Origin of the sequence: Phyllobacterium sp. 1468, assembly GCF_031455525.1 — a bacterium.
In the GTDB taxonomy this organism is placed as follows: domain Bacteria; phylum Pseudomonadota; class Alphaproteobacteria; order Rhizobiales; family Rhizobiaceae; genus Phyllobacterium.
Genome location: NZ_JAVDSX010000001.1, coordinates 648,425 through 665,514, shown reverse-complemented (window position 1 = coordinate 665,514; position 17,090 = coordinate 648,425). Strand labels below are relative to the sequence as shown.

General features: G+C 60.1%; 18 protein-coding genes and 1 tRNA gene. 11 read left to right on the top strand and 8 right to left on the bottom strand.

Going from position 1 to position 17,090, the window contains the following annotated elements; genetic code table 11:
• Positions 1 to 213 precede the first annotated feature (213 nt).
• The 4 genes from J2X72_RS03245 (at position 214) to J2X72_RS03230 (ending at position 3,787) form a co-directional block, all read left to right on the top strand.
• Positions 214 to 2,046 carry an ABC transporter ATP-binding protein gene (locus J2X72_RS03245; RefSeq protein WP_310068372.1) on the top strand — a complete coding sequence of 611 codons (1,833 nt, stop codon included), beginning with the start codon at positions 214 to 216 and terminating at the stop codon, positions 2,044 to 2,046.
• On the top strand, positions 2,043 to 2,879 hold the full coding sequence (gene dapB, locus J2X72_RS03240; protein ID WP_310068371.1) for a 4-hydroxy-tetrahydrodipicolinate reductase: 837 nt from the start codon (positions 2,043 to 2,045) through the stop codon (positions 2,877 to 2,879). Before J2X72_RS03245 ends, dapB begins: the two co-directional genes overlap by 4 nt.
• A 24-nt stretch (positions 2,880 to 2,903) precedes the next feature.
• The gene (locus tag J2X72_RS03235) at positions 2,904 to 3,524 is read left to right on the top strand and encodes a 2,3-bisphosphoglycerate-dependent phosphoglycerate mutase (protein WP_310068369.1); all 621 of its coding nucleotides are present in this window, start codon (positions 2,904 to 2,906) and stop codon (positions 3,522 to 3,524) included.
• Between the two features lie 178 nt (positions 3,525 to 3,702).
• Positions 3,703 to 3,787: transfer RNA gene (locus tag J2X72_RS03230), tRNA-Leu, on the top strand.
• Between the two features lie 254 nt (positions 3,788 to 4,041).
• Here the strand turns inward: J2X72_RS03230 and J2X72_RS03225 are convergent.
• Together J2X72_RS03225 and J2X72_RS03220 are read right to left on the bottom strand one after the other, a co-directional pair.
• The gene (locus tag J2X72_RS03225) at positions 4,042 to 4,725 is read right to left on the bottom strand and encodes an MIP/aquaporin family protein (RefSeq protein ID WP_310068367.1); all 684 of its coding nucleotides are present in this window, start codon (positions 4,723 to 4,725) and stop codon (positions 4,042 to 4,044) included.
• Positions 4,726 to 4,936: 211 nt separating this feature from the next.
• The gene (locus J2X72_RS03220) at positions 4,937 to 5,293 is read right to left on the bottom strand and encodes a metalloregulator ArsR/SmtB family transcription factor (RefSeq protein ID WP_310069293.1); all 357 of its coding nucleotides are present in this window, start codon (positions 5,291 to 5,293) and stop codon (positions 4,937 to 4,939) included.
• Positions 5,294 to 5,506: 213 nt separating this feature from the next.
• Between J2X72_RS03220 and J2X72_RS03215 the strand changes: the two genes are divergently transcribed.
• Genes J2X72_RS03215 through J2X72_RS03205 form a run of 3 tightly spaced genes read left to right on the top strand, consistent with a single transcriptional unit; the run spans position 5,507 to position 8,307 of the window.
• Complete coding sequence (locus J2X72_RS03215; RefSeq protein ID WP_310068364.1) at positions 5,507 to 6,001, top strand: acyl-CoA thioesterase; 495 nt, start codon at positions 5,507 to 5,509, stop codon at positions 5,999 to 6,001.
• Positions 6,002 to 6,048: 47 nt separating this feature from the next.
• On the top strand, positions 6,049 to 7,038 hold the full coding sequence (locus tag J2X72_RS03210; RefSeq protein WP_209998731.1) for a cupin domain-containing protein: 990 nt from the start codon (positions 6,049 to 6,051) through the stop codon (positions 7,036 to 7,038).
• A 60-nt stretch (positions 7,039 to 7,098) separates the two neighbouring features.
• On the top strand, positions 7,099 to 8,307 hold the full coding sequence (locus tag J2X72_RS03205) for an MFS transporter (RefSeq protein ID WP_209998733.1): 1,209 nt from the start codon (positions 7,099 to 7,101) through the stop codon (positions 8,305 to 8,307).
• A gap of 75 nt (positions 8,308 to 8,382) precedes the next feature.
• On the opposite strand, the gene J2X72_RS03200 is transcribed toward J2X72_RS03205, so the two are convergent.
• From J2X72_RS03200 to J2X72_RS03185, 4 genes are all read right to left on the bottom strand, one after another.
• Complete coding sequence (locus tag J2X72_RS03200) at positions 8,383 to 8,958, bottom strand: DUF308 domain-containing protein (RefSeq protein WP_310068358.1); 576 nt, start codon at positions 8,956 to 8,958, stop codon at positions 8,383 to 8,385.
• A gap of 118 nt (positions 8,959 to 9,076) precedes the next feature.
• Positions 9,077 to 9,706, bottom strand: coding sequence for a hypothetical protein (locus tag J2X72_RS03195; RefSeq protein WP_310069290.1), 630 nt, complete (start codon positions 9,704 to 9,706; stop codon positions 9,077 to 9,079).
• A gap of 75 nt (positions 9,707 to 9,781) precedes the next feature.
• Positions 9,782 to 10,372, bottom strand: coding sequence for a TetR/AcrR family transcriptional regulator (locus tag J2X72_RS03190; protein WP_209998739.1), 591 nt, complete (start codon positions 10,370 to 10,372; stop codon positions 9,782 to 9,784).
• Between the two features lie 56 nt (positions 10,373 to 10,428).
• Entirely contained in the window at positions 10,429 to 11,256 is an 828-nt protein-coding gene (locus J2X72_RS03185; protein ID WP_310068354.1) for an oxidoreductase, read from the bottom strand.
• A 73-nt stretch (positions 11,257 to 11,329) separates the two neighbouring features.
• On the opposite strand from J2X72_RS03185, the gene J2X72_RS03180 reads away from it, so the two are divergent.
• Positions 11,330 to 12,262: an AraC family transcriptional regulator gene (locus J2X72_RS03180; protein ID WP_310068352.1), complete on the top strand. Its 933-nt coding sequence runs from the start codon at positions 11,330 to 11,332 to the stop codon at positions 12,260 to 12,262.
• A 28-nt stretch (positions 12,263 to 12,290) separates the two neighbouring features.
• Here the strand turns inward: J2X72_RS03180 and J2X72_RS03175 are convergent, their stop codons facing one another.
• Complete coding sequence (locus tag J2X72_RS03175; protein ID WP_310069288.1) at positions 12,291 to 12,752, bottom strand: DUF4126 family protein; 462 nt, start codon at positions 12,750 to 12,752, stop codon at positions 12,291 to 12,293.
• A 141-nt stretch (positions 12,753 to 12,893) separates the two neighbouring features.
• A complete protein-coding gene (locus tag J2X72_RS03170) occupies positions 12,894 to 13,895 on the bottom strand; it encodes a GlxA family transcriptional regulator (RefSeq protein WP_310068349.1) in 1,002 nt (333 codons plus the stop codon).
• A 110-nt stretch (positions 13,896 to 14,005) separates the two neighbouring features.
• Here J2X72_RS03170 and J2X72_RS03165 point away from each other — a divergent pair, with 110 nt between their 5' ends.
• The 3 genes from J2X72_RS03165 (at position 14,006) to J2X72_RS03155 (ending at position 17,032) form a co-directional block, all read left to right on the top strand.
• A complete protein-coding gene (locus J2X72_RS03165) occupies positions 14,006 to 14,647 on the top strand; it encodes an HD domain-containing protein (RefSeq protein WP_310068346.1) in 642 nt (213 codons plus the stop codon).
• A gap of 84 nt (positions 14,648 to 14,731) precedes the next feature.
• The gene (locus J2X72_RS03160; RefSeq protein WP_310068343.1) at positions 14,732 to 14,932 is read left to right on the top strand and encodes a hypothetical protein; all 201 of its coding nucleotides are present in this window, start codon (positions 14,732 to 14,734) and stop codon (positions 14,930 to 14,932) included.
• Positions 14,933 to 15,043: 111 nt separating this feature from the next.
• Positions 15,044 to 17,032 (top strand): EAL domain-containing protein, encoded by a 1,989-nt coding sequence (locus tag J2X72_RS03155; RefSeq protein WP_310068341.1) that lies wholly within the window; start codon positions 15,044 to 15,046, stop codon positions 17,030 to 17,032.
• Positions 17,033 to 17,090 lie beyond the last annotated feature (58 nt).

Sequence of the window (17,090 nt, the reverse complement as noted above, 5' to 3'; positions counted from 1 at the left end):
GGACTTTGGTTCAGACTGTTTCCATCCAGGCATGAAAGGCTCTTGATCCCTGGTCGGCACAAGAGCAACACTCGTGCACTCCCTGCGAAAGCGTGGCCAAAACCGATAGGCAAGCCGGGTCAATAACGCTATAGGGACTGAATAAGCGGCAAGGGCCATGCCTTGCCGGATTTTAGGGTCCTGACCCTAAGTACCAGCGAGTTGCCGCCTGTAATGAGCGAACAGACCAGGAAAAAGAAGATCGATCCATCCGAGGCGAAGCGGGTCATCGGCCGGGTTCTTGGCGAAAATGTCCGCGATCACCGGTCGTCCTATGCCATTGCCATCGTCGCCATGCTTGCGGTTGCCTGCACGACGGCTTTCGTCGCCTATATCTTCAAGGACGTGATCAACAAGATCTATTACGAACGCCGCGAAGACCTCATACTCCCGATCAGTCTCGGCATTCTCGGTGCTTTCGTCATTCGCGGCATTGCGACTTATGTCCAGTCCGTGACCATGGCGAGAATCGGCAACAACATCGTCGCGCGTTATCAAGCCCGTGTCTTCGATCACCTGATGAAGCTCGGCCTCGACTTCTACCATGATACCCGCTCCGGCCAGCTTGCCGCCCGTATCAACCAGAACGTCGGCGGTGTGCGCGAGCTTCTGGATATCGTCGTCACGACCATCGCCAAGGACGTACCGACGCTGATCGCGCTCATCGTGAGCATGGTTCTGCTCGATCCATTCCTGTCGCTGATCGCGCTGCTCGTCGGCCCGCCGCTGATCCTTGTGGTCCGCTATCTGGCACGACGCCTGCGCAGCATCCATCGCGAATCCGTGACGCTGAACTCGCATTTGCTCGGCGCCATGCAGGAAGCGACGCAGGGCATAGCCATCGTCAAGGCGTTCACCATGGAAGACCAGTTGCGCGTCAAGATCAGCGCACTGATCAAGCGGGCCGAGGGGCGCGCCAACAAGATCGCACGTGTTTCGGAGCGTATGACGCCGATCACCGAACTCATCGCTGGCATCGCAATCGCCTCGATGATCATCTATACGGGCTACCGCGCCGTCTATAATGCCGAGCCGCCCGGCGCCATGTTCGGCTTCATGACGGCTGTACTTCTTGCCTATGATCCTGTGCGGCGTCTGGCGCGGGTCCAGGTCGGGCTCGAACGTTCGCTGGTCAATGCGCGGATGATTTACGAGATTCTGGACATCGAGCCGCGTCAGGCTGACAGCATCGGCGCCGTGCCGATCACCGTGCAGAGCGGCGAGGTGCAATTCGACAACGTCACGTTCAGCTACGGCAACGGCGTACCGGTGCTGCATGGCATCAGCTTCACGGCGGAAGCCGGCAAGACCACAGCCATCGTAGGCGCTTCCGGCGCCGGCAAATCGACGCTGATCGGCCTCGTCCAGCGGTTCTACGATATAAATGGCGGGCGCATCCTCGTCGATGGGCAGGATATTGCCTATGTCAGCAAACGCTCGCTGCGCCAGTCGATCGCCTATGTCTCGCAGCAGCCCTATCTCTTCGAAGGAACGATCGCCGACAATATCCGCTATGGCCGCCCGGATGCCACCGATGAGGAGATCATCGAGGCGGCGAAGCTCGCCAACGCCGATGAGTTCATTCGCCAGCAGCCGCAAAGCTATGGCACGGAAGTCGGCGAGAACGGCGTGACCCTGTCCGGCGGCCAGCGCCAGCGCCTTTCGATCGCCCGTGCCATCGTCCGCAACGCTTCGATCCTGCTTCTCGACGAGGCGACGTCCGCACTCGACAATGAATCGGAAAAGCGCGTGCAGCAGGCACTGGAGCGCGTCATGCATGGGCGTACCACCATCGTCATCGCCCACCGCCTGTCCACCATCGTCAACGCCGACCATATCGTCGTCATGGAGGCCGGACGCGTCGTGGAGGAAGGCGTGCACGAGACGTTGCTCGCCCGTCCCAACGGGGTCTATGCCCGGTTCTACCAGTTGCAGGGCAAGGAAGAGTCGCCCATCATCGATGACAGCGAAGACGTACCCCATCCAATAGCGAGACCAGCCGAATGAGCCCAGCGGAACAGCCCACGACGCCAATGAAACTTGCCGTTGTCGGCGCAGCTGGGCGCATGGGCCAGACGCTGATCCGCGTCATCCACGCCACCCCTGCCGCGATCCTTGCCGGAGCCATTGAGCGGCCCGGCTCGCCCCATATCGGTGCTGATGCGGGTGAACTTGCCGGCGTCGGCATTCTTGGCGTTCCGATCACGGATAACGCGGTCGCAGCGTTTGCCAGCGTCGAGGGCGTGCTCGATTTCACGACGCCAGCCGCGAGTGTGGCGTTTGCCGGGCTGGCGTCGCAGGCGCGTATCGTTCACGTCATCGGCACGACGGGCTGCACCAACGACGACGATGCAAAAATTGCCGCAGCCGCCCGTCATGCGGTCGTCATCAAATCCGGCAATATGAGCCTGGGCGTCAATCTGCTCGCCGTCCTCGTCAAACAGGCGGCGCGTGCGCTTGGCGCCGACGATTTCGATATCGAGATTCTGGAAATGCACCATAAGCACAAGGTCGATGCACCCTCGGGCACCGCATTGCTGCTCGGCGAAGCCGCGGCCGATGGCCGCGACATAGGGCTCGGCCAGCACAGCGTGCGGGTGCGCGACGGCCATACCGGTGCGCGGGAGAACGGGACGATCGGTTTTGCCGCGTTGCGCGGCGGCTCCGTCGTCGGCGACCATTCCGTTATCCTTGCCGGTCAGGGCGAGCGCATCACGCTATCGCACCATGCGGAAGACCGCACGATATTCGCGCGGGGTGCCGTCAAGGCAGCGCTTTGGGGCAGAGGCCGCAAACCCGGCCTTTATTCCATGTCCGACGTTCTCGGCCTCACTCAATAGCTTCGATCAACAGGAGAATTTGCAATGTCCGGAACCCTCGTCCTTGTCCGCCATGGCCAGAGCGAATGGAATTTAAAGAACCTCTTTACCGGCTGGCGCGACCCCGCGCTGACCGAGCTCGGCCACGAGGAAGCCAAGGACGCCGGCCAGCGGCTGAAGGCCATGGGATTGCATTTCGACATCGCCTTTACCTCCGTGCTCTCGCGCGCCGAGGCGACCCTCAGTCACATTCTCGAAGAGATCGGCCAGACCGGTCTTGAAACGATCCGCGACCAGGCCTTGAACGAACGCGACTATGGCGATCTGTCCGGCCTCAACAAGGATGATGCCCGCGCGAAATGGGGCGAAGAGCAGGTGCATGTCTGGCGCCGCTCCTATGACGTTCCGCCGCCCGGCGGCGAAAGCCTGCGCGATACCGGCGCGCGCGTCTGGCCCTACTACATGCACGACGTGCAGCCGCATGTTCTGCGCGGTGAAAATGTGCTGATTGTCGCGCATGGCAATTCCCTGCGCGCGCTGGTCATGGCGCTGGAGGGCCTGACGGGCGAGGAGATCGTCGCGCAGGAGATCGCAACTGGCGTTCCGATCGTCTACAAGCTCAATGCGGATTCGACCGTCGCTTCCAAGAAAGTCCTCGAGGGCTGACCGGCCGGCGCCGAGAGTCTGTTGAGATTCAAGCCGGGTGAAAACGGTGGTTTCGGACACCGGAGCCCGGAAGAACGCTGTTTGCGGGCCGGCACGGCATGAAGCCTGACAATCCCTGACGAATTCCCCGGCAAATGGATTGACAGACTTTGAAGGGCCCCTTACATGGAACCCCGCTGCCCAGATGGCGGAATTGGTAGACGCGCACGGTTCAGGTCCGTGTGCCGCAAGGCGTGGAGGTTCGAGTCCTCTTCTGGGCACCAGTTCAATGTTTGCTGATGTTCGTCAGCATCCTGAAAACCAAGCAAAGGCCCCGTAATTGCGGGGCTTTTTGCTTTTATAGGTCCGGTGACGGTTTGCAGCCCCGCTGCCCTTCGACATTTATTCTTGGTACCTGCCCGGGTAGTGGGGCACAGCTATCCGCGCGAAGGCTTGGGATACCGGATGTTTTCATCGCATCGGGTGACTGCTCAATCGTCAGTGACACATCGTGCACGGACCGCAAAAAACGTTCGGATCATTGTCCGTTTGATTGGCTTAATGGTTCGCTCGCCAGCATCCAATTGGCCAGTGCCATTGCCAGGAATGCACCGGCTAGCTCCGCAACGATAAAGCCGGGGAGATCAAGCGGACGGATACCGGCGAACGTGTCCGAGAGGGACCGTGCAATGGCGACAGCCGGATTGGCGAACGAAGTAGAGGCCGTGAACCAGTAGGCCGCCGTGATGTATAGTCCAACTAGCCAACCGATTGCATCCGGCCGAAATCGAAGGCCAGCAAGGATGGTGAATATCAGGCCAAAGGCGGCGACAATTTCTGCGATCCATTGCCCGCTACCAGTGCGAACTGTCCTTGCGACCTCGATAATCGGAAGCTCAAACATGGCATGCGCCACGAACGATCCGACAATACCCCCCAGTATCTGCATGGTAATATAGAAGAACGCGGCAACAGGCTCGATATCCTTTCGCAGCGCGAAGACCATCGTGACGGCGGGATTGAAGTGTGCGCCCGAGACTGGCCCCAGAATGGTGATCAGCACCACCAGGATAGCGCCAGTGGGAAGGGTATTGCCGAGCAGGGTTAGCGCCACATCGTTGGTCAGTCGGTCGGCCATAATTCCCGAACCGACGACCGTCGCAACAAGGATCGCCGCGCCGAGTGCTTCTGCCGCGAGGCGGCGGGACAGTTGCGGTATCATGACCTTTGAACCGGCGTCGACGGATTGGAGCCGAGCTCGTCGGATCCGGATGCGACACAGACGATGCGCAAGGCCACCTCAACGGCGAGATAGTGCTCCAAGATGGACATGGTTCTTCTCCAGATGGAATTGATCGTGTCAGGACAAACGCTGTCCATTTTGCCAGGATGGAGCGCGCCGAATTCCGGCGCAGACAACATCATAGGCGCGATCATGCATTGAGATCGTCCTTGGGCGGGCAGCATGGGACGATGTCGGCAAGCAAGGGTGCGCAAATGTCCGGGTGACCCGCGCAGCAATCCTTCAAAAGATAATTGATGGCTGCGCGCAGGTTTTCGAAGTTGGCATGATAGATGATGGAACGGCTTTGCCGTTCAGACGAGATCAGACCCGCCCGGGAGAGGATCGCGAGATGGGTTGACATGGTATTTTGCGGAACATCGAGGATACGCGACACCTCTCCCGCCGCGATACCATTTGGCTCGTGCATGACGATGAGCTTATAGGCATCCATGCGTGTTGGCTGGGCGATAGCCGAAAAGGCCGCGATGGTTCCATCTTTTTCCATATATCTGGAATTACAGATATCAATTCGGATCGTCAAGTGGGGGTTGTTCCTCGACCTGTCGACGAGAAGCGCGCCCGTGGCTATCATTCGAATTCCAGGGAACAAGAACTTTCCCGCGCCGATGGAGCTGACGACATCGTACCGATGGGATCGTCGCGGACAGGGCATCCCCGAGCTGATACCAATTGTTTGCTCAAACAACGGAGGCGCACAATGGATGACGTGACCCATACAAGTCGAATCGAAATGGTCGTCCTGATGACACCCGACATGGCCAACTTCAGCGGCAAGGTCCATGGCGGCGCCCTGCTCAATCTCCTGGACCGCGTCGCCTTCTCCTGTGCATCGCGCTTCTCGAAGCAATACGCCGTCACGTTGTCGGTCGATCAGGTCGTGTTCCGTCAGCCGATCATCGTTGGTGAATTGGTGACCTTTCGTGCCTCGATCAATTATGCCGGTCGTACCTCCATGGAAGTCGGTATTCGGGTTGAAGCCGAAGACATCCGCACCGGCGCGCGCCGGCACACAAACTCCTGCTACTTCACAATGGTGGCCGTGGATGCGGATGGCAAGCCAACTGCAGTGCCGCCATATGTTCCGACGACAGAGATCGCGCAGCATCGCTTGCGAGCCGCAGAAGCACGGCGAAGCTTGCGACGGGAATTCGAGACACGCTTCAGGGAGGCCGGCTCTGAAACCGCGGATTGAGCCGAATGCACCTTGCCCGCCGGACGTTCTGCATCTATATTCGTTGAATGCTTGATCATTCGTCCCAACCCCCGACGCCGCCGCATATGCCGATGGATGCGCTTAGCGAAGTCCTGCAGGACTTTCGCTTGAGTGGCGTCAACTATGGCCGCTGCGAGCTCCGACATCCATGGAACATCGCCTTTCCGCAACAGCCGCTGCTTCGTTTCCACTTCGTCAGCCAGGGTCCATGCTGGATACATACTGAAGCGCAGGGCTGGCAGGAGTTGCATGATGGCGATCTGGTGCTGCTGCCGCAAGGCATCGCCCATCGGCTGGCCAGCGCGCCGGATGTTACGGGCGATTCGCTGAAGGGTTGTCAGGTGACCAAGTTGGGGAGCAACGTTTGCGAAGTGGTCCGGGAAGGAACGGGCGCGGCCAGCACCCTCTTCTGCGGCTCCATGTCCTTGGGTGCCTATGCGCTCAACCCCTTGATCACTTTGATGCCTCCCATCATCAAGGGCTGCGACGTGGCCGGCAACGACCCGATCGTCGGTCCCTTGCTGGCGGCCATGACAGCGGAGGCCACACAACCGCAGATGGGCAGCGCCACCATCTTGTCCCGTATGGCGGACCTGCTCACCGCGCGGCTCATCCGCTGCTGGGTCAATTGCACCGGAGCCTCAACCACCGGGTGGCTCGCTGCGATCCGCGATCCCCATATCGGCCGCGCCCTGGCAGCCATGCACCGCGACCCCGGCCGCAACTGGACTCTCGAAAGCCTCGCGGGCCTCGCAGGCCAATCGCGCTCGATTTTCGCCGAGCGCTTCAGCGCTGTTTTGGGGGAGGGCGCGGCTCGCTATCTCGCCCGTCTGCGCATGCAGCTCGCCCGCGAGCTGCTGGGACAAAGCGGCATGTCGGTTGCTGAGGTCGCCACCCGCTTGGGTTACGAATCCGAAGCATCTTTCGCTCGCGCGTTCAAACGCATCACCCATGTCTCGCCGGGCGTTGTGCGTCGCACAATTTCCGGACGAATGGATATGGATTTCGGATTTTAGGACACATATCATCCGAAGAGACTCGTCTATCAATATCTCCAAACCTTTGGAGATACTTCAATGACGGACACAACATTACAACTTGATGGCGAAGTCATAGAGCTTGATGCCGCTGCGCCAGCCGAATGGAGCGCGGCCACCTGGTTCGCGGTCCTTTCAATGGCCTCCGCCAGCTTTGCGCTGGTGTCGGCCGAGTTCCTGCCGGCGGGTCTGTTGACCCCAATGGCGCGCGATCTGGGCATCAGCGAGGGAACGGCCGGACAGGTCGTCACCGCCACCGCTTCGGTCGGCGCCGTGACGGCGTTGTTGAGCAATGTTCTCATCGGCCGGCTGAACCGCAAGACGGTGCTGGTTGGTCTCAGTGCCCTGGCGATCGGCTCCAATGTTCTTGCGGCGCTTGCGACCGATTTCTGGCTGTTGTTGCTTGGCCGGGCCGGGCTGGGAATCGCCCTCAGCGCTTTCTGGGCCTTATCGGTTGCCGTCGTAGCACGGCTGGTTGGCGCCAATGCGACCGGTCGTGGTATGGCCATCGTTACCCTCGGCGTCTCGCTGGCAACCATTGCCGCACCGTCGATGGGCGCGCTGATCAGCGACTGGCTGGGCTGGCGAAGCGCCATGGCGATGACAGCGGGACTGGCAGCGCTTGCCATGCTGCTGCAGTTTCTGAGCCTGCCGACCTTGCCTGCAACGACAAGCAACAGTCTTGCCGATGTCCTTCGCCTGACACGGCGGCGTGGCATACAACTCGGCATGCTTGCCATCTTTTTGCTGATGACGGGGCATTTTGCCGGCTCAGTCTATGTGCGTCCCTTCCTCGAACACGTGACGCTCCTTGCAACCGGGCCGATTGCCCTGGCGCTGCTCGGTTTTGGCATCGCCGCTGTGGTCGGCAATATCGCCGGTGGCCGCATGGCCGACGCCAATATTCGCATGGCCCTCGCGGTTACCGCCGCATTAATGGCGTTGGCTGCGCTCGCCTTGGTGCTGTGGGGCGCGCATATGGGCGTCGCCTTCGGCTTCGTTACGCTTTGGGGCTTCGCCTTCGGCATGGCGCCGGTGGTGCTGCCGACCAATCTGTCCCGCGCGGCGCCTGACGCGCTTGAGGCTGCGGGCAGCTTGATGGTCGCCTCTTTCCAGGTCGCCATCACGATCGGCGCGGTTGTCGGCGGCTATGTCGTGGACACCTATGGCGCGACGGGACCCTTGACCCTGACCGCCATCCTTGCTGCATCGACAGTCGTGCTGGCGCTGTTACAGCCTCGCAGCTAGGTCGCTGACGACCTAGTCTGCACTCCTGAGGACCGGAGAGAGCGAGCAAGCTGGAGACGCTCTCTCCCCGCCAGATCAGGCGGTCTTCCGCCGCATGTGGCTGACGCTTCGCCATACTGCCGATACGAGGAAATAGAAGGCACCGAGGCCGGCATATCCCGCAATATTAGCGATGGAAGGCGGTTCGGGCATCCGCGCCTGCGCAATGAAGAACAAACCGGCCACGGCGGATTGGCCGCCGCTGAGGACCATCGCCCACTGGCCGCCACTCCTCCTCCAGCGGCGAAGGGCCGTGCCAAGCTGCAAGACACCCGAGAAGATGGCCCAGAGACCAAAAGCGCCGAGAACCCAGTTCATGCTCATGGTGAGCGCAACAACAACGGCGACGGTCATGAGCGTACTGACCGCGACATTGATCGCCTGCGTCCGGTTGTTGCCCAGCCCGCCATGGCTCAATGCGTCCACGAAGTTCGCGGCGGCATCCCAGGCAGGGTAGATGATCAGCAAGGCGGCGGCGATGGAAGCCGATTGCTGGCCGGCAGTCAGCGCGGCGGCGACCCAGACAGCAGAAAACCCTGCTCGTGTGAAATAGTATCGGGTCAGCCATTGCTCCTCCTCGCGAGAAGGAGCGGTTGTTTGATGGTGTGTCATGGAGATTTTTTCCAATTGTTAAGTGGGGGCGTGAAACGGCCGCCCGGCGCGCTCATATCGGCCGTAGTAATCGCCGGTCGGACCGGTGGGGCACCAGAGCGACCGGCGACGGCGTGGCTCACATGGGAGGAACCACGCCGTTCTTTCCGACGAGGACCTGATGGGCAATGGTGCCGGTTGCAGCTTTCTCGGCAGGCACGAAGACGATGGCGCCGGGAACGAGATCATCCTTGGTCGCCGGAGCAAAGGTCACGACAGGCGTGCCATCCGGTATGGAGATCTTCTTCTCCTTGCCGTGATAGGAAACGGTGACCGTCCGGCCGTCGATGTCCTTGACCGCATTTGCCACAGTGGCATTGGTCATGCTGCTTTCAGGCTTAAGGTCCCAACCATAGCTGCCCTCACCTGCACCTTTCAGTTCCGGCGGAAAGATGAGGACTTCAAGCGCGCCATCGCCACCGCCCTCCTTCGGCAAGGATGCGATGCCGACGAAGTCGCCAGGCTTGATGTCGGTGACCTTCGCGTTTGCGACGCTGGCAAGTTTCCAGCCGTCGGCGAGGGCGACATCGACGGTCTCTCCTTCGCGCGTCTTCACCTTGAGCGTGGACGCGCCATAGCTGACGATGCTGCCCCGGACATGGATTTGCTCGGCCTTCTTATCTTCGGCATGCACAGGCGACGCTAAAATAGCCATCGCCGCGATCCCGGATAGTCCTAGCACGAGAGCGGGGAGAATATTTTTCATAATTTTGACCTTCCTACTGGTTGGTAGATTTGGTGGCTAAACTCGTCGCACCGGGCGGTTTGCATCCGCCCGAAGCTTTTATTGAGCGGCCGTCGGAGACAGCCGCTGCACGGTGGGCGCCAGGATAGTGGAGAACACCTCCGGCGTTCCGTAGGCCCGCGCCGAAAGCATGGCTCCGTGGACCGACGCCATGAACGCCTCAGCCTCGACGCGCGGTTGGCTTGAGAGATTTAAAGCCCCCTCCCTGGAGCCCCGTTCCATGACCGAGATCAGCCATGTCGAGAGAAAGCGGAAAAAGGCCTTCACCTCCTCCGCGACTTCCGGCGGCAGTGCGGGCAGCTCGCTTGCAAGCAGAGCGCACACACAAAAAGGCCTGCTTGCGTCCTCGATGCACCTGGCCCAGTGGCCCGCATAGGCTTTGAGGAGCTCAAGCGGGTCCTGCACGTCTTGCTCCAGAGCCGCCAAACCCGCTTCGGCATCTTCACGATACCGCGCTACAAGCGTGCGAACCAAATCGGCCTTGCTTGGGAAATGATGATGGATGCTGGCTTTGCGAATGCCGACGACGTCCGCAATGTCCGCATAGCTGAAGCCGTTATATCCTCCACTCATGATCAGCGATCGAGCGGAAACCAGGATTTCGTCGGATGTCGTCATAAGATTGCTCATAACTATGCCTACCTTCTGGTAGGGAGGCTGTCAAGAGGAAAGTATCTTCGGCTCCGTCAACCATCGGTCGAGACAGTGACAGACTTCCACGCCTCGATCTCCTGCTGGAGGCGCTCAATTCTTTCCGACACATGCTTGAGGGCGTCGCTGCCAAGCAAAAGCTGCGGTGGCGGACTATCGGACTCGACCAGGCTTAAAACGGCGGCCGCCAGTTTGTCTGGGTCCCCGAGCTGCCTGCCGCTTTTGGCCTGCCGCGCCTCGCGTATCGGATCAAAAAGGGCATCATAGTCGGCGATCGATCTCTCCGTACGGACCATCGATCGTCCGGCCCAGTCCGTCCTGAAAGACCCGGGGCAGAGGGCAGTCACGCGAACACCGAACGGGGCCATTTCCGAGCGCATCACTTCCGATATGCCCTGCAGCGCGAACTTGCTGCCGCAATAATATGCGATGCCGGGCATGGTGATCATGCCGCCCATCGAAGTGACGTTGACGATGAAACCACTGCGTCGCGCACGAAATCTCGGAAGAAATGCCTTGGCAACCGCAACGGCGCCGAAGACGTTCACGTCGAACTGCCGGCGCATCGCTTCGATTGGCGACTCCTCAAGGATCCCCTCGTGGCCGTAACCGGCATTGTTGATCAACACGTCAACAGGTCCGTGCTCGTCTTCCGCCTGTCTGACGATATCCGGTATCCTGTCGAATTCCGTTACGTCGCACAGGACTGCCCGGACTGCAGGAAGGGCCTCGGCGAGCGCCATGCGTGACGTCTCCGAGCGGACGGTGCCAATCACCTTGTGGCCCATCTTGACCGCCGCGGACGCAATGGCGAAGCCGAAGCCGGAATTCGCTCCCGTGATGAAGAAGGTCTTTCGTGACATGATCCGTGAACTCCTTGATGATGACAGGATTGACAGATAATATGGGAAGGTGAGGGTATCGATTGCGGATTCTATGAATTCATTGCCAAATCCTATCAAAACGGAGCCCCGGCGATCACGTCGACGTGAGCTGGTCGAGCTCGCGGGCATCCTCGCCCCTTGTCACGGATACAATCCCACCGCGCTCGATTGCGTCCGGATACTCCGCACGGAGGCCGTGCTCCACGACATTCCGGTCCTCTACAAGCCAGGCGCGGTCTTCGTATTGCAAGGAAGCAAGCAGGGCATCCTTGAAGGGGAAACCTACCTTTACGACGAGGAACACTATCTGGCGGTTTCCGTACCCGTTCCTTTCCGGATGCAGTCGACGGCCAGTCCGGAGCGGCCACTGCTTGCGATCTATGTCGATTTCGACATGCAGGTGGCGGCCGAGATCGCCATGCAGGTGGAGACACAAGCCGAATTGCCAACGACCAAACCACGCGGTCTCATGTCGAGCAGGATGGATGCCCAGATCGAGGATGTTCTCATGCGGCTTCTGATGGCACTTCGCAGCCCCGTTGAAGTTGCGGTCCTCGCTTCCAGCATTTTACGCGAGCTGCATTACCGGGTGCTCGTTGGCCCGCAGGGCGGCGCGATGCTCGCCGCTCTCCAGCAGAAAGGCACATCTGGAAAGATCGTCCAAAGCCTCGCCTGGTTGCGGGAAAACTATGGCTCCGAAATTTCGATCGCCGATCTGGCAAGAGATGCGGGCATGAGCGTTCCTTCCTACCATGTCCATTTCAAGAGCCTCACCGGCAACAGTCCAATGCAATACGTGAAGGCGATGCGGCTCCACGAGGCAAGATTGATGATCGCGCGCCAGAGCCGGACGATCGCACAGGTCGCGGGTTCAGTCGGCTACGCGAGCCCGGCTCAATTCAGCCGCGATTTCAAACGGCATTTCGGACGCACGGCCTCGGAAGAAACGCAATGGGTTCGGCGTCACCTTGGCGAGGTTGGCTGAAGTTGCCCCGACCCTGAAGCCCCTGGCGTCACGGCAAAGCAGCGACGATCAAGACGGCAGCAACGATTGCCACAACGTCCTCGATGATCGCGGCCGGCCGATCCTGACCAAAGTTCCTGGCCAGGCGCCCGCGAATGTCGGCGCCCGCCAGCGTGCCAATTCCTGCACCGATCACGCCCGCGACAGCACCGCCTAAAGCCCACCCGCCACTGATTCCAACCGCCGCGCCACACAAGGCTCCCATGACGACACGGGTACCGAATTGCACCGGCACCTTTCGGCTCGGCGTGGACGGCAGTTGATCGGTGATTAACTCCACGATTGCCAGGGCAGTGAATATCCAGGGTGTGAACACATAACCGAGGAATGCGAGCCAACTATCGCCAAGATGCAGCCAACCGAGGTGAGCAGCCCAGCTGATGGCCGCAGGGGCCGTCATTGCGCGCAAACCGGCTACAACCCCGATCAGAAGTGCCAAGAGCAAGATCATCATGTTCCCTTTCCAATCCGGCAGGCAGGTCCATTTTCGATGTGAATATGACACGAACGAAGCCTGGTGCAACTCCGGCGTGCCGCAGCGCGTCGCAGGCTACCGCGCTCTGGGTGCTTGCGCTGGTCTTGATGCGGCCCGCTATCCGTTTCGCGAAGCGGTGGCCTTCCTGTCGTCCCGTGGGTATCTCTTCCGGTACTCCGCCGGTGTAATGCCGACGCGCCGGACAAAGGCGCGCCGCAGCGTGTCGACATCGGCAAACCCGCAGCGTCCCGCCACCTGCTTGGGGGCAGCGTCTCCGCTCTCGAGCATTTCCCTTGCGGCGGTGACGCGCACTTCCTCCACCCAGTCGCCCGGCGTCATCCCGACCTCTTGGCGAAAGAGCCGGGCGAAATGGCGCGAACTCAGCCCCGTTCGCTGGGCGAGGCTTGCGACATCATGGTCTTCGGCGGGGTTTGCGGCGACAAAGCGCTGTACCTCCTGCAGTGCCGACCGGCCAACGGGCGCCGCCTCGCCTTTCCGGCTGAACTGCATCTGCCCGCCCGGTCGCTTGAAGAACATCACGAGCTGTCCCGCAACCCTCATCGCCACCTCGCGGCCGAGATCTTCCTCGACCAAGGCCAGCGTCAGATCGAGACCGGCCGTGACGCCCGCAGCCGTCCACAGCCGGCCGTCGCGGATGTGGAGTGCGTCGGCATCCACGCTCACCGCTGGAAATTCCCGGGCCAGCCGTTCGGCCACCGCCCAATGGGTCGTGGCGCGCTTTCCGTCCAGCAGGCCCGCCTGCGCAAGAAAGAACGCGCCGCTGCAGACCGAACCGTAGCGGCGCATGGAAGACGTGGCGGATCGCAGCCAATCGATTGTTTGGTCGTTGGCCGGCACGTCCGCCGCGTTCGGCGCCCCTGCCACCAGCAATGTATCGATCTTGAAGTCCGAGCTTTCACCGATGACTATGTCCGGCATCAGCCGCACGCCCGATGAGCTTCGGATGGCGCCCGGCTGAGTGCCAAGGACGCAGAGCTCATAGACCGTCCGGCCGGCCTGCACATTCGCCTCGGCAAAAACATCGAGCGGCCCCGACACATCCAGCAGCTGAACGCCGGGCACGGCCAGAATTGCAACACGCAACGGCTTCCTCGGCATTGCCCATGTCCCTTTCCGGCGGAAAATGTCTGTTTTTACCGTAATACGACAATTGCGGACAAACTACCACATCTCTTACACTTTGGCAACGGAAAGCAGGAGAAGTCCCAATGACATTGACAATCGAAGGGGTCAGCATCCCCGACAGCAAGCTCGCACGCGAGGTCACAGAACTGGTGCGCGACACCGCTTCGCCCTTGTTGTTTCACCATTCGAGCCGCGTCTATTATTTCGGGGCGCTGGCCGGCAAGCATCGCGGTCTCGAGTTCGACCCGGAGCTTCTCTATACCGGCGCGATGTTCCATGACATGGGCCTGACCCATCAGCACAGCAGCGCGCACGAGCGGTTCGAGGTCGATGGTGCCAACGCTGCTCGCGACTTTCTGCGCGGTCATGGCATAGCGCAGACCGAGATCGATCTCGTCTGGACCGCCATCGCGCTGCACACGACACCCGGCATACCGCAGCACATGCACCCGGTTGTCGCGCTCGTGACCGCAGGCGTCGAGATGGACGTGCTCGGACTGACCTATCCCGAATACAGCGATATTGAGCGGGAAACGGTCGTCCACGCCCATCCCCGCAGCGATCACTTCAAGGAGGATATTATCCAGACCTTCTATGACGGCATCAAGTACAAGCCCGGCACCACCTTCGGTAACGTCAAGGCCGACGTCCTTGCCGACAAGGACCCGCATTTCCACCGGGGCAACTTCTGCAGCGTCATCCGCGGCTCGGCGTGGAAAGCGTAGCGGAATCAGGCCGTGGGTCTTTTTTGTGTGCACTTCGATGACTATCTAAGTGTCAATCGAAACACATACAAAGGAGCCACGGCGATGTCCCGGCCAGACACGAGCGTTCGCGTGTTCATTGTCGAGGGACGGTTGACGATAACGGCAATCAAATACCCATGCGCCAAGGACGCCTTGCACGCGGTACACAAACATCCGGTTCTGCAGGTGGAGGTCGAGGGCGAAGGTATCATGTTGCCGGACGAGTTCATGACCTATTGCGCTGATCGCGGCCTGAAGAATTAGCAATCGCATGGTTGGGTGAGCCTGCCCGTTCGCAAAAGTTACCAATAATTATGCAGAAGGCGATTAAGCTCTCTCCGGCAACAATAACGATGCATTTCTGGCAGAGACGCGATGAGTCCCAACCAACCTGCAGAAGCGCTTGCGCTGCCCTTGCAGCATCTGATCGCCGCCGACCAGCTCCTGGCCGTGCGCCGCAGCATGCTCATTTCCCTTCCCGTCAGTATTGTCCTGGGGTTGATCAGCCTGCTCGTCGCTATTCACTACGGCCAAGGACTGGCGGGTTTATTGTGGTTCCTCGCTTCAAGCCTCGTGAATGCGACACGAATGCTTCTGTGCCGTTTTCCCGTGAGGCTGCTTGACCGCGGCGCTCCGGTGGAGCCGAAGAACCTGGACCCGGCCTCGGTAAGACAACATCTCTTCTTGCAGTCGGTCATGGCGGCGATCTCAGGTGTCGTATGGGCTTTCATTGCCGTTCTGTGCGACGGTTACACTGCACCGCAATCGGTATTCTACCTGGTCGTCCTGTGCGGAATCACGGCAGGCGCGGTGACCGCCGGTTTTGCCTATGCGCTGATGCCGATCTGTTACATTGTCCCGGTTCTCCTGTCGGTGGCCGGATGCCTCGTCTTCGCCGGTGGTTTTGACCGCTATAGCCTTGCGGCCACGACGATAATTTATCTCGCAGCCTTGATCCGCGGTGCATGGGAAAGCGAAGGACTGTTCCGGCAGTCGAGCAGGCTGAAGAACGAGGCCACCGCCATGGCAATCTCTCTGGAAGCGGCCAGGGACCAAGCGACGCAAGCCGCTGCCAAAATGGGACATCGCGCCACGCACGATGAACTGACCGGACTTCTCAATCGTGGCGGCTTCATGCAGGAAGTTGCGTCTTTGCCGCGTTCCAGCAAGGCCGGGTTCGCGCTCATGCTTCTCGACCTCGATGGCTTCAAATCGATCAACGACGCCTTCGGTCACAAAGCGGGCGACAGGGTGCTTGTGGAAGTCGGCAGGAGGCTTCGTCAAAGTCTGGGCAACGACGTACTTGTGGCACGTCTGGGTGGAGACGAATTTGCTGTTGTGCTGGACACGGCACGTTATGACGAGACGGCGTCGATACTCGCCACCAAGCTGATTGCTGCAATATCCATTCCATTCGCCACCTTCGATGCCGGCCGCATCGGCGTCAGCATTGGCGTTTGTGTGTCCGGCGAACTGGACGTCGATGAGATGCTGGTCCGTGCGGATGCGGCGCTTTACAGAGCAAAGTCACAGGGCCGCAATCGGCATTATGTGTTCGACGACGACTTGCGCGATCACCTCGCCATGCATCGCGATATAGAGCGTGACGTCGCCAAGGCATTGAGCAACGACGCATTGGAAGTCTGGTTCCAACCGATTTTTGGAAATGGCGGGCGCAAGATTACCGATCTGGAGGCGTTGGTGCGCTGGAAACACCCGCGGCACGGCTGGATCCCCCCCATGGATCTGGTCGCGGTCGCATCGTTCTCCGGCCTTGCGGAACCGCTGTTCCGATACATATTGAAGGATGTCTGCACCATGATGCAGACCTTGCGTGCAATGAACCTTGGTCACTTGCGGGTGGCGATGAACATGTCGCCGCGCGAAATGTCCCAACTCGCCGTGGACGATCTGATAATCGCAAAACTGCGCAAACTCGATCTGCCGCCTTCCATGCTGGAGATCGAGATCACCGAGGACACGGCAAAGGATATCAGCTCCGTGCAAGGCAAACTGGCTGCCTTGGCCAAAGAAGGCGTGCGCATTGCCATCGACGATTTCGGTGTCGGCTATTCGTCGATGTCGTCGCTTCGGCTGTTGCATGTCGACCGGATCAAGATTGACCGTTCGTTCATCTACGGCATCGCAAAATCGGTTGATGATCGAAAAGTGGTGCAATCCATTCTCGGCCTTGGCAAGTCGCTCGGAATCGAGGTCGTTGCCGAAGGCGTTGAGACGGAAGCAGACCTGCGCATTCTGCGGCAACTCGGCTGCGCGACCATGCAGGGCCACTATTTTGCAAAGCCCATGCCGCATCACGAAGCGATCGACTGGATAAACCAGTCCAGATCGCTCGTGCAGTAGCGATCCGGCTAGAGCAAGTTTTGTCTAACAGAGTCGTTCTGCCGGAGGGAATTTGGTT

What these genes read in the sequence shown, in the direction of transcription:
- J2X72_RS03245 (WP_310068372.1), top strand. Translation starts at nt 214, where the DNA reads ATGAGCGAACAGACCAGGAAAAAGAAGATCGATCCATCCGAGGCGAAG.
- dapB (WP_310068371.1), top strand. Translation starts at nt 2,043, where the DNA reads ATGAGCCCAGCGGAACAGCCCACGACGCCAATGAAACTTGCCGTTGTC.
- J2X72_RS03235 (WP_310068369.1), top strand. Translation starts at nt 2,904, where the DNA reads ATGTCCGGAACCCTCGTCCTTGTCCGCCATGGCCAGAGCGAATGGAAT.
- J2X72_RS03225 (WP_310068367.1), bottom strand. Translation starts at nt 4,725, where the DNA reads ATGATACCGCAACTGTCCCGCCGCCTCGCGGCAGAAGCACTCGGCGCG.
- J2X72_RS03220 (WP_310069293.1), bottom strand. Translation starts at nt 5,293, where the DNA reads ATGGAAAAAGATGGAACCATCGCGGCCTTTTCGGCTATCGCCCAGCCA.
- J2X72_RS03215 (WP_310068364.1), top strand. Translation starts at nt 5,507, where the DNA reads ATGGATGACGTGACCCATACAAGTCGAATCGAAATGGTCGTCCTGATG.
- J2X72_RS03210 (WP_209998731.1), top strand. Translation starts at nt 6,049, where the DNA reads ATGCTTGATCATTCGTCCCAACCCCCGACGCCGCCGCATATGCCGATG.
- J2X72_RS03205 (WP_209998733.1), top strand. Translation starts at nt 7,099, where the DNA reads ATGACGGACACAACATTACAACTTGATGGCGAAGTCATAGAGCTTGAT.
- J2X72_RS03200 (WP_310068358.1), bottom strand. Translation starts at nt 8,958, where the DNA reads ATGACACACCATCAAACAACCGCTCCTTCTCGCGAGGAGGAGCAATGG.
- J2X72_RS03190 (WP_209998739.1), bottom strand. Translation starts at nt 10,372, where the DNA reads ATGAGCAATCTTATGACGACATCCGACGAAATCCTGGTTTCCGCTCGA.
- J2X72_RS03185 (WP_310068354.1), bottom strand. Translation starts at nt 11,256, where the DNA reads ATGTCACGAAAGACCTTCTTCATCACGGGAGCGAATTCCGGCTTCGGC.
- J2X72_RS03180 (WP_310068352.1), top strand. Translation starts at nt 11,330, where the DNA reads ATGAATTCATTGCCAAATCCTATCAAAACGGAGCCCCGGCGATCACGT.
- J2X72_RS03175 (WP_310069288.1), bottom strand. Translation starts at nt 12,752, where the DNA reads ATGATCTTGCTCTTGGCACTTCTGATCGGGGTTGTAGCCGGTTTGCGC.
- J2X72_RS03170 (WP_310068349.1), bottom strand. Translation starts at nt 13,895, where the DNA reads ATGCCGAGGAAGCCGTTGCGTGTTGCAATTCTGGCCGTGCCCGGCGTT.
- J2X72_RS03165 (WP_310068346.1), top strand. Translation starts at nt 14,006, where the DNA reads ATGACATTGACAATCGAAGGGGTCAGCATCCCCGACAGCAAGCTCGCA.
- J2X72_RS03160 (WP_310068343.1), top strand. Translation starts at nt 14,732, where the DNA reads ATGTCCCGGCCAGACACGAGCGTTCGCGTGTTCATTGTCGAGGGACGG.
- J2X72_RS03155 (WP_310068341.1), top strand. Translation starts at nt 15,044, where the DNA reads ATGAGTCCCAACCAACCTGCAGAAGCGCTTGCGCTGCCCTTGCAGCAT.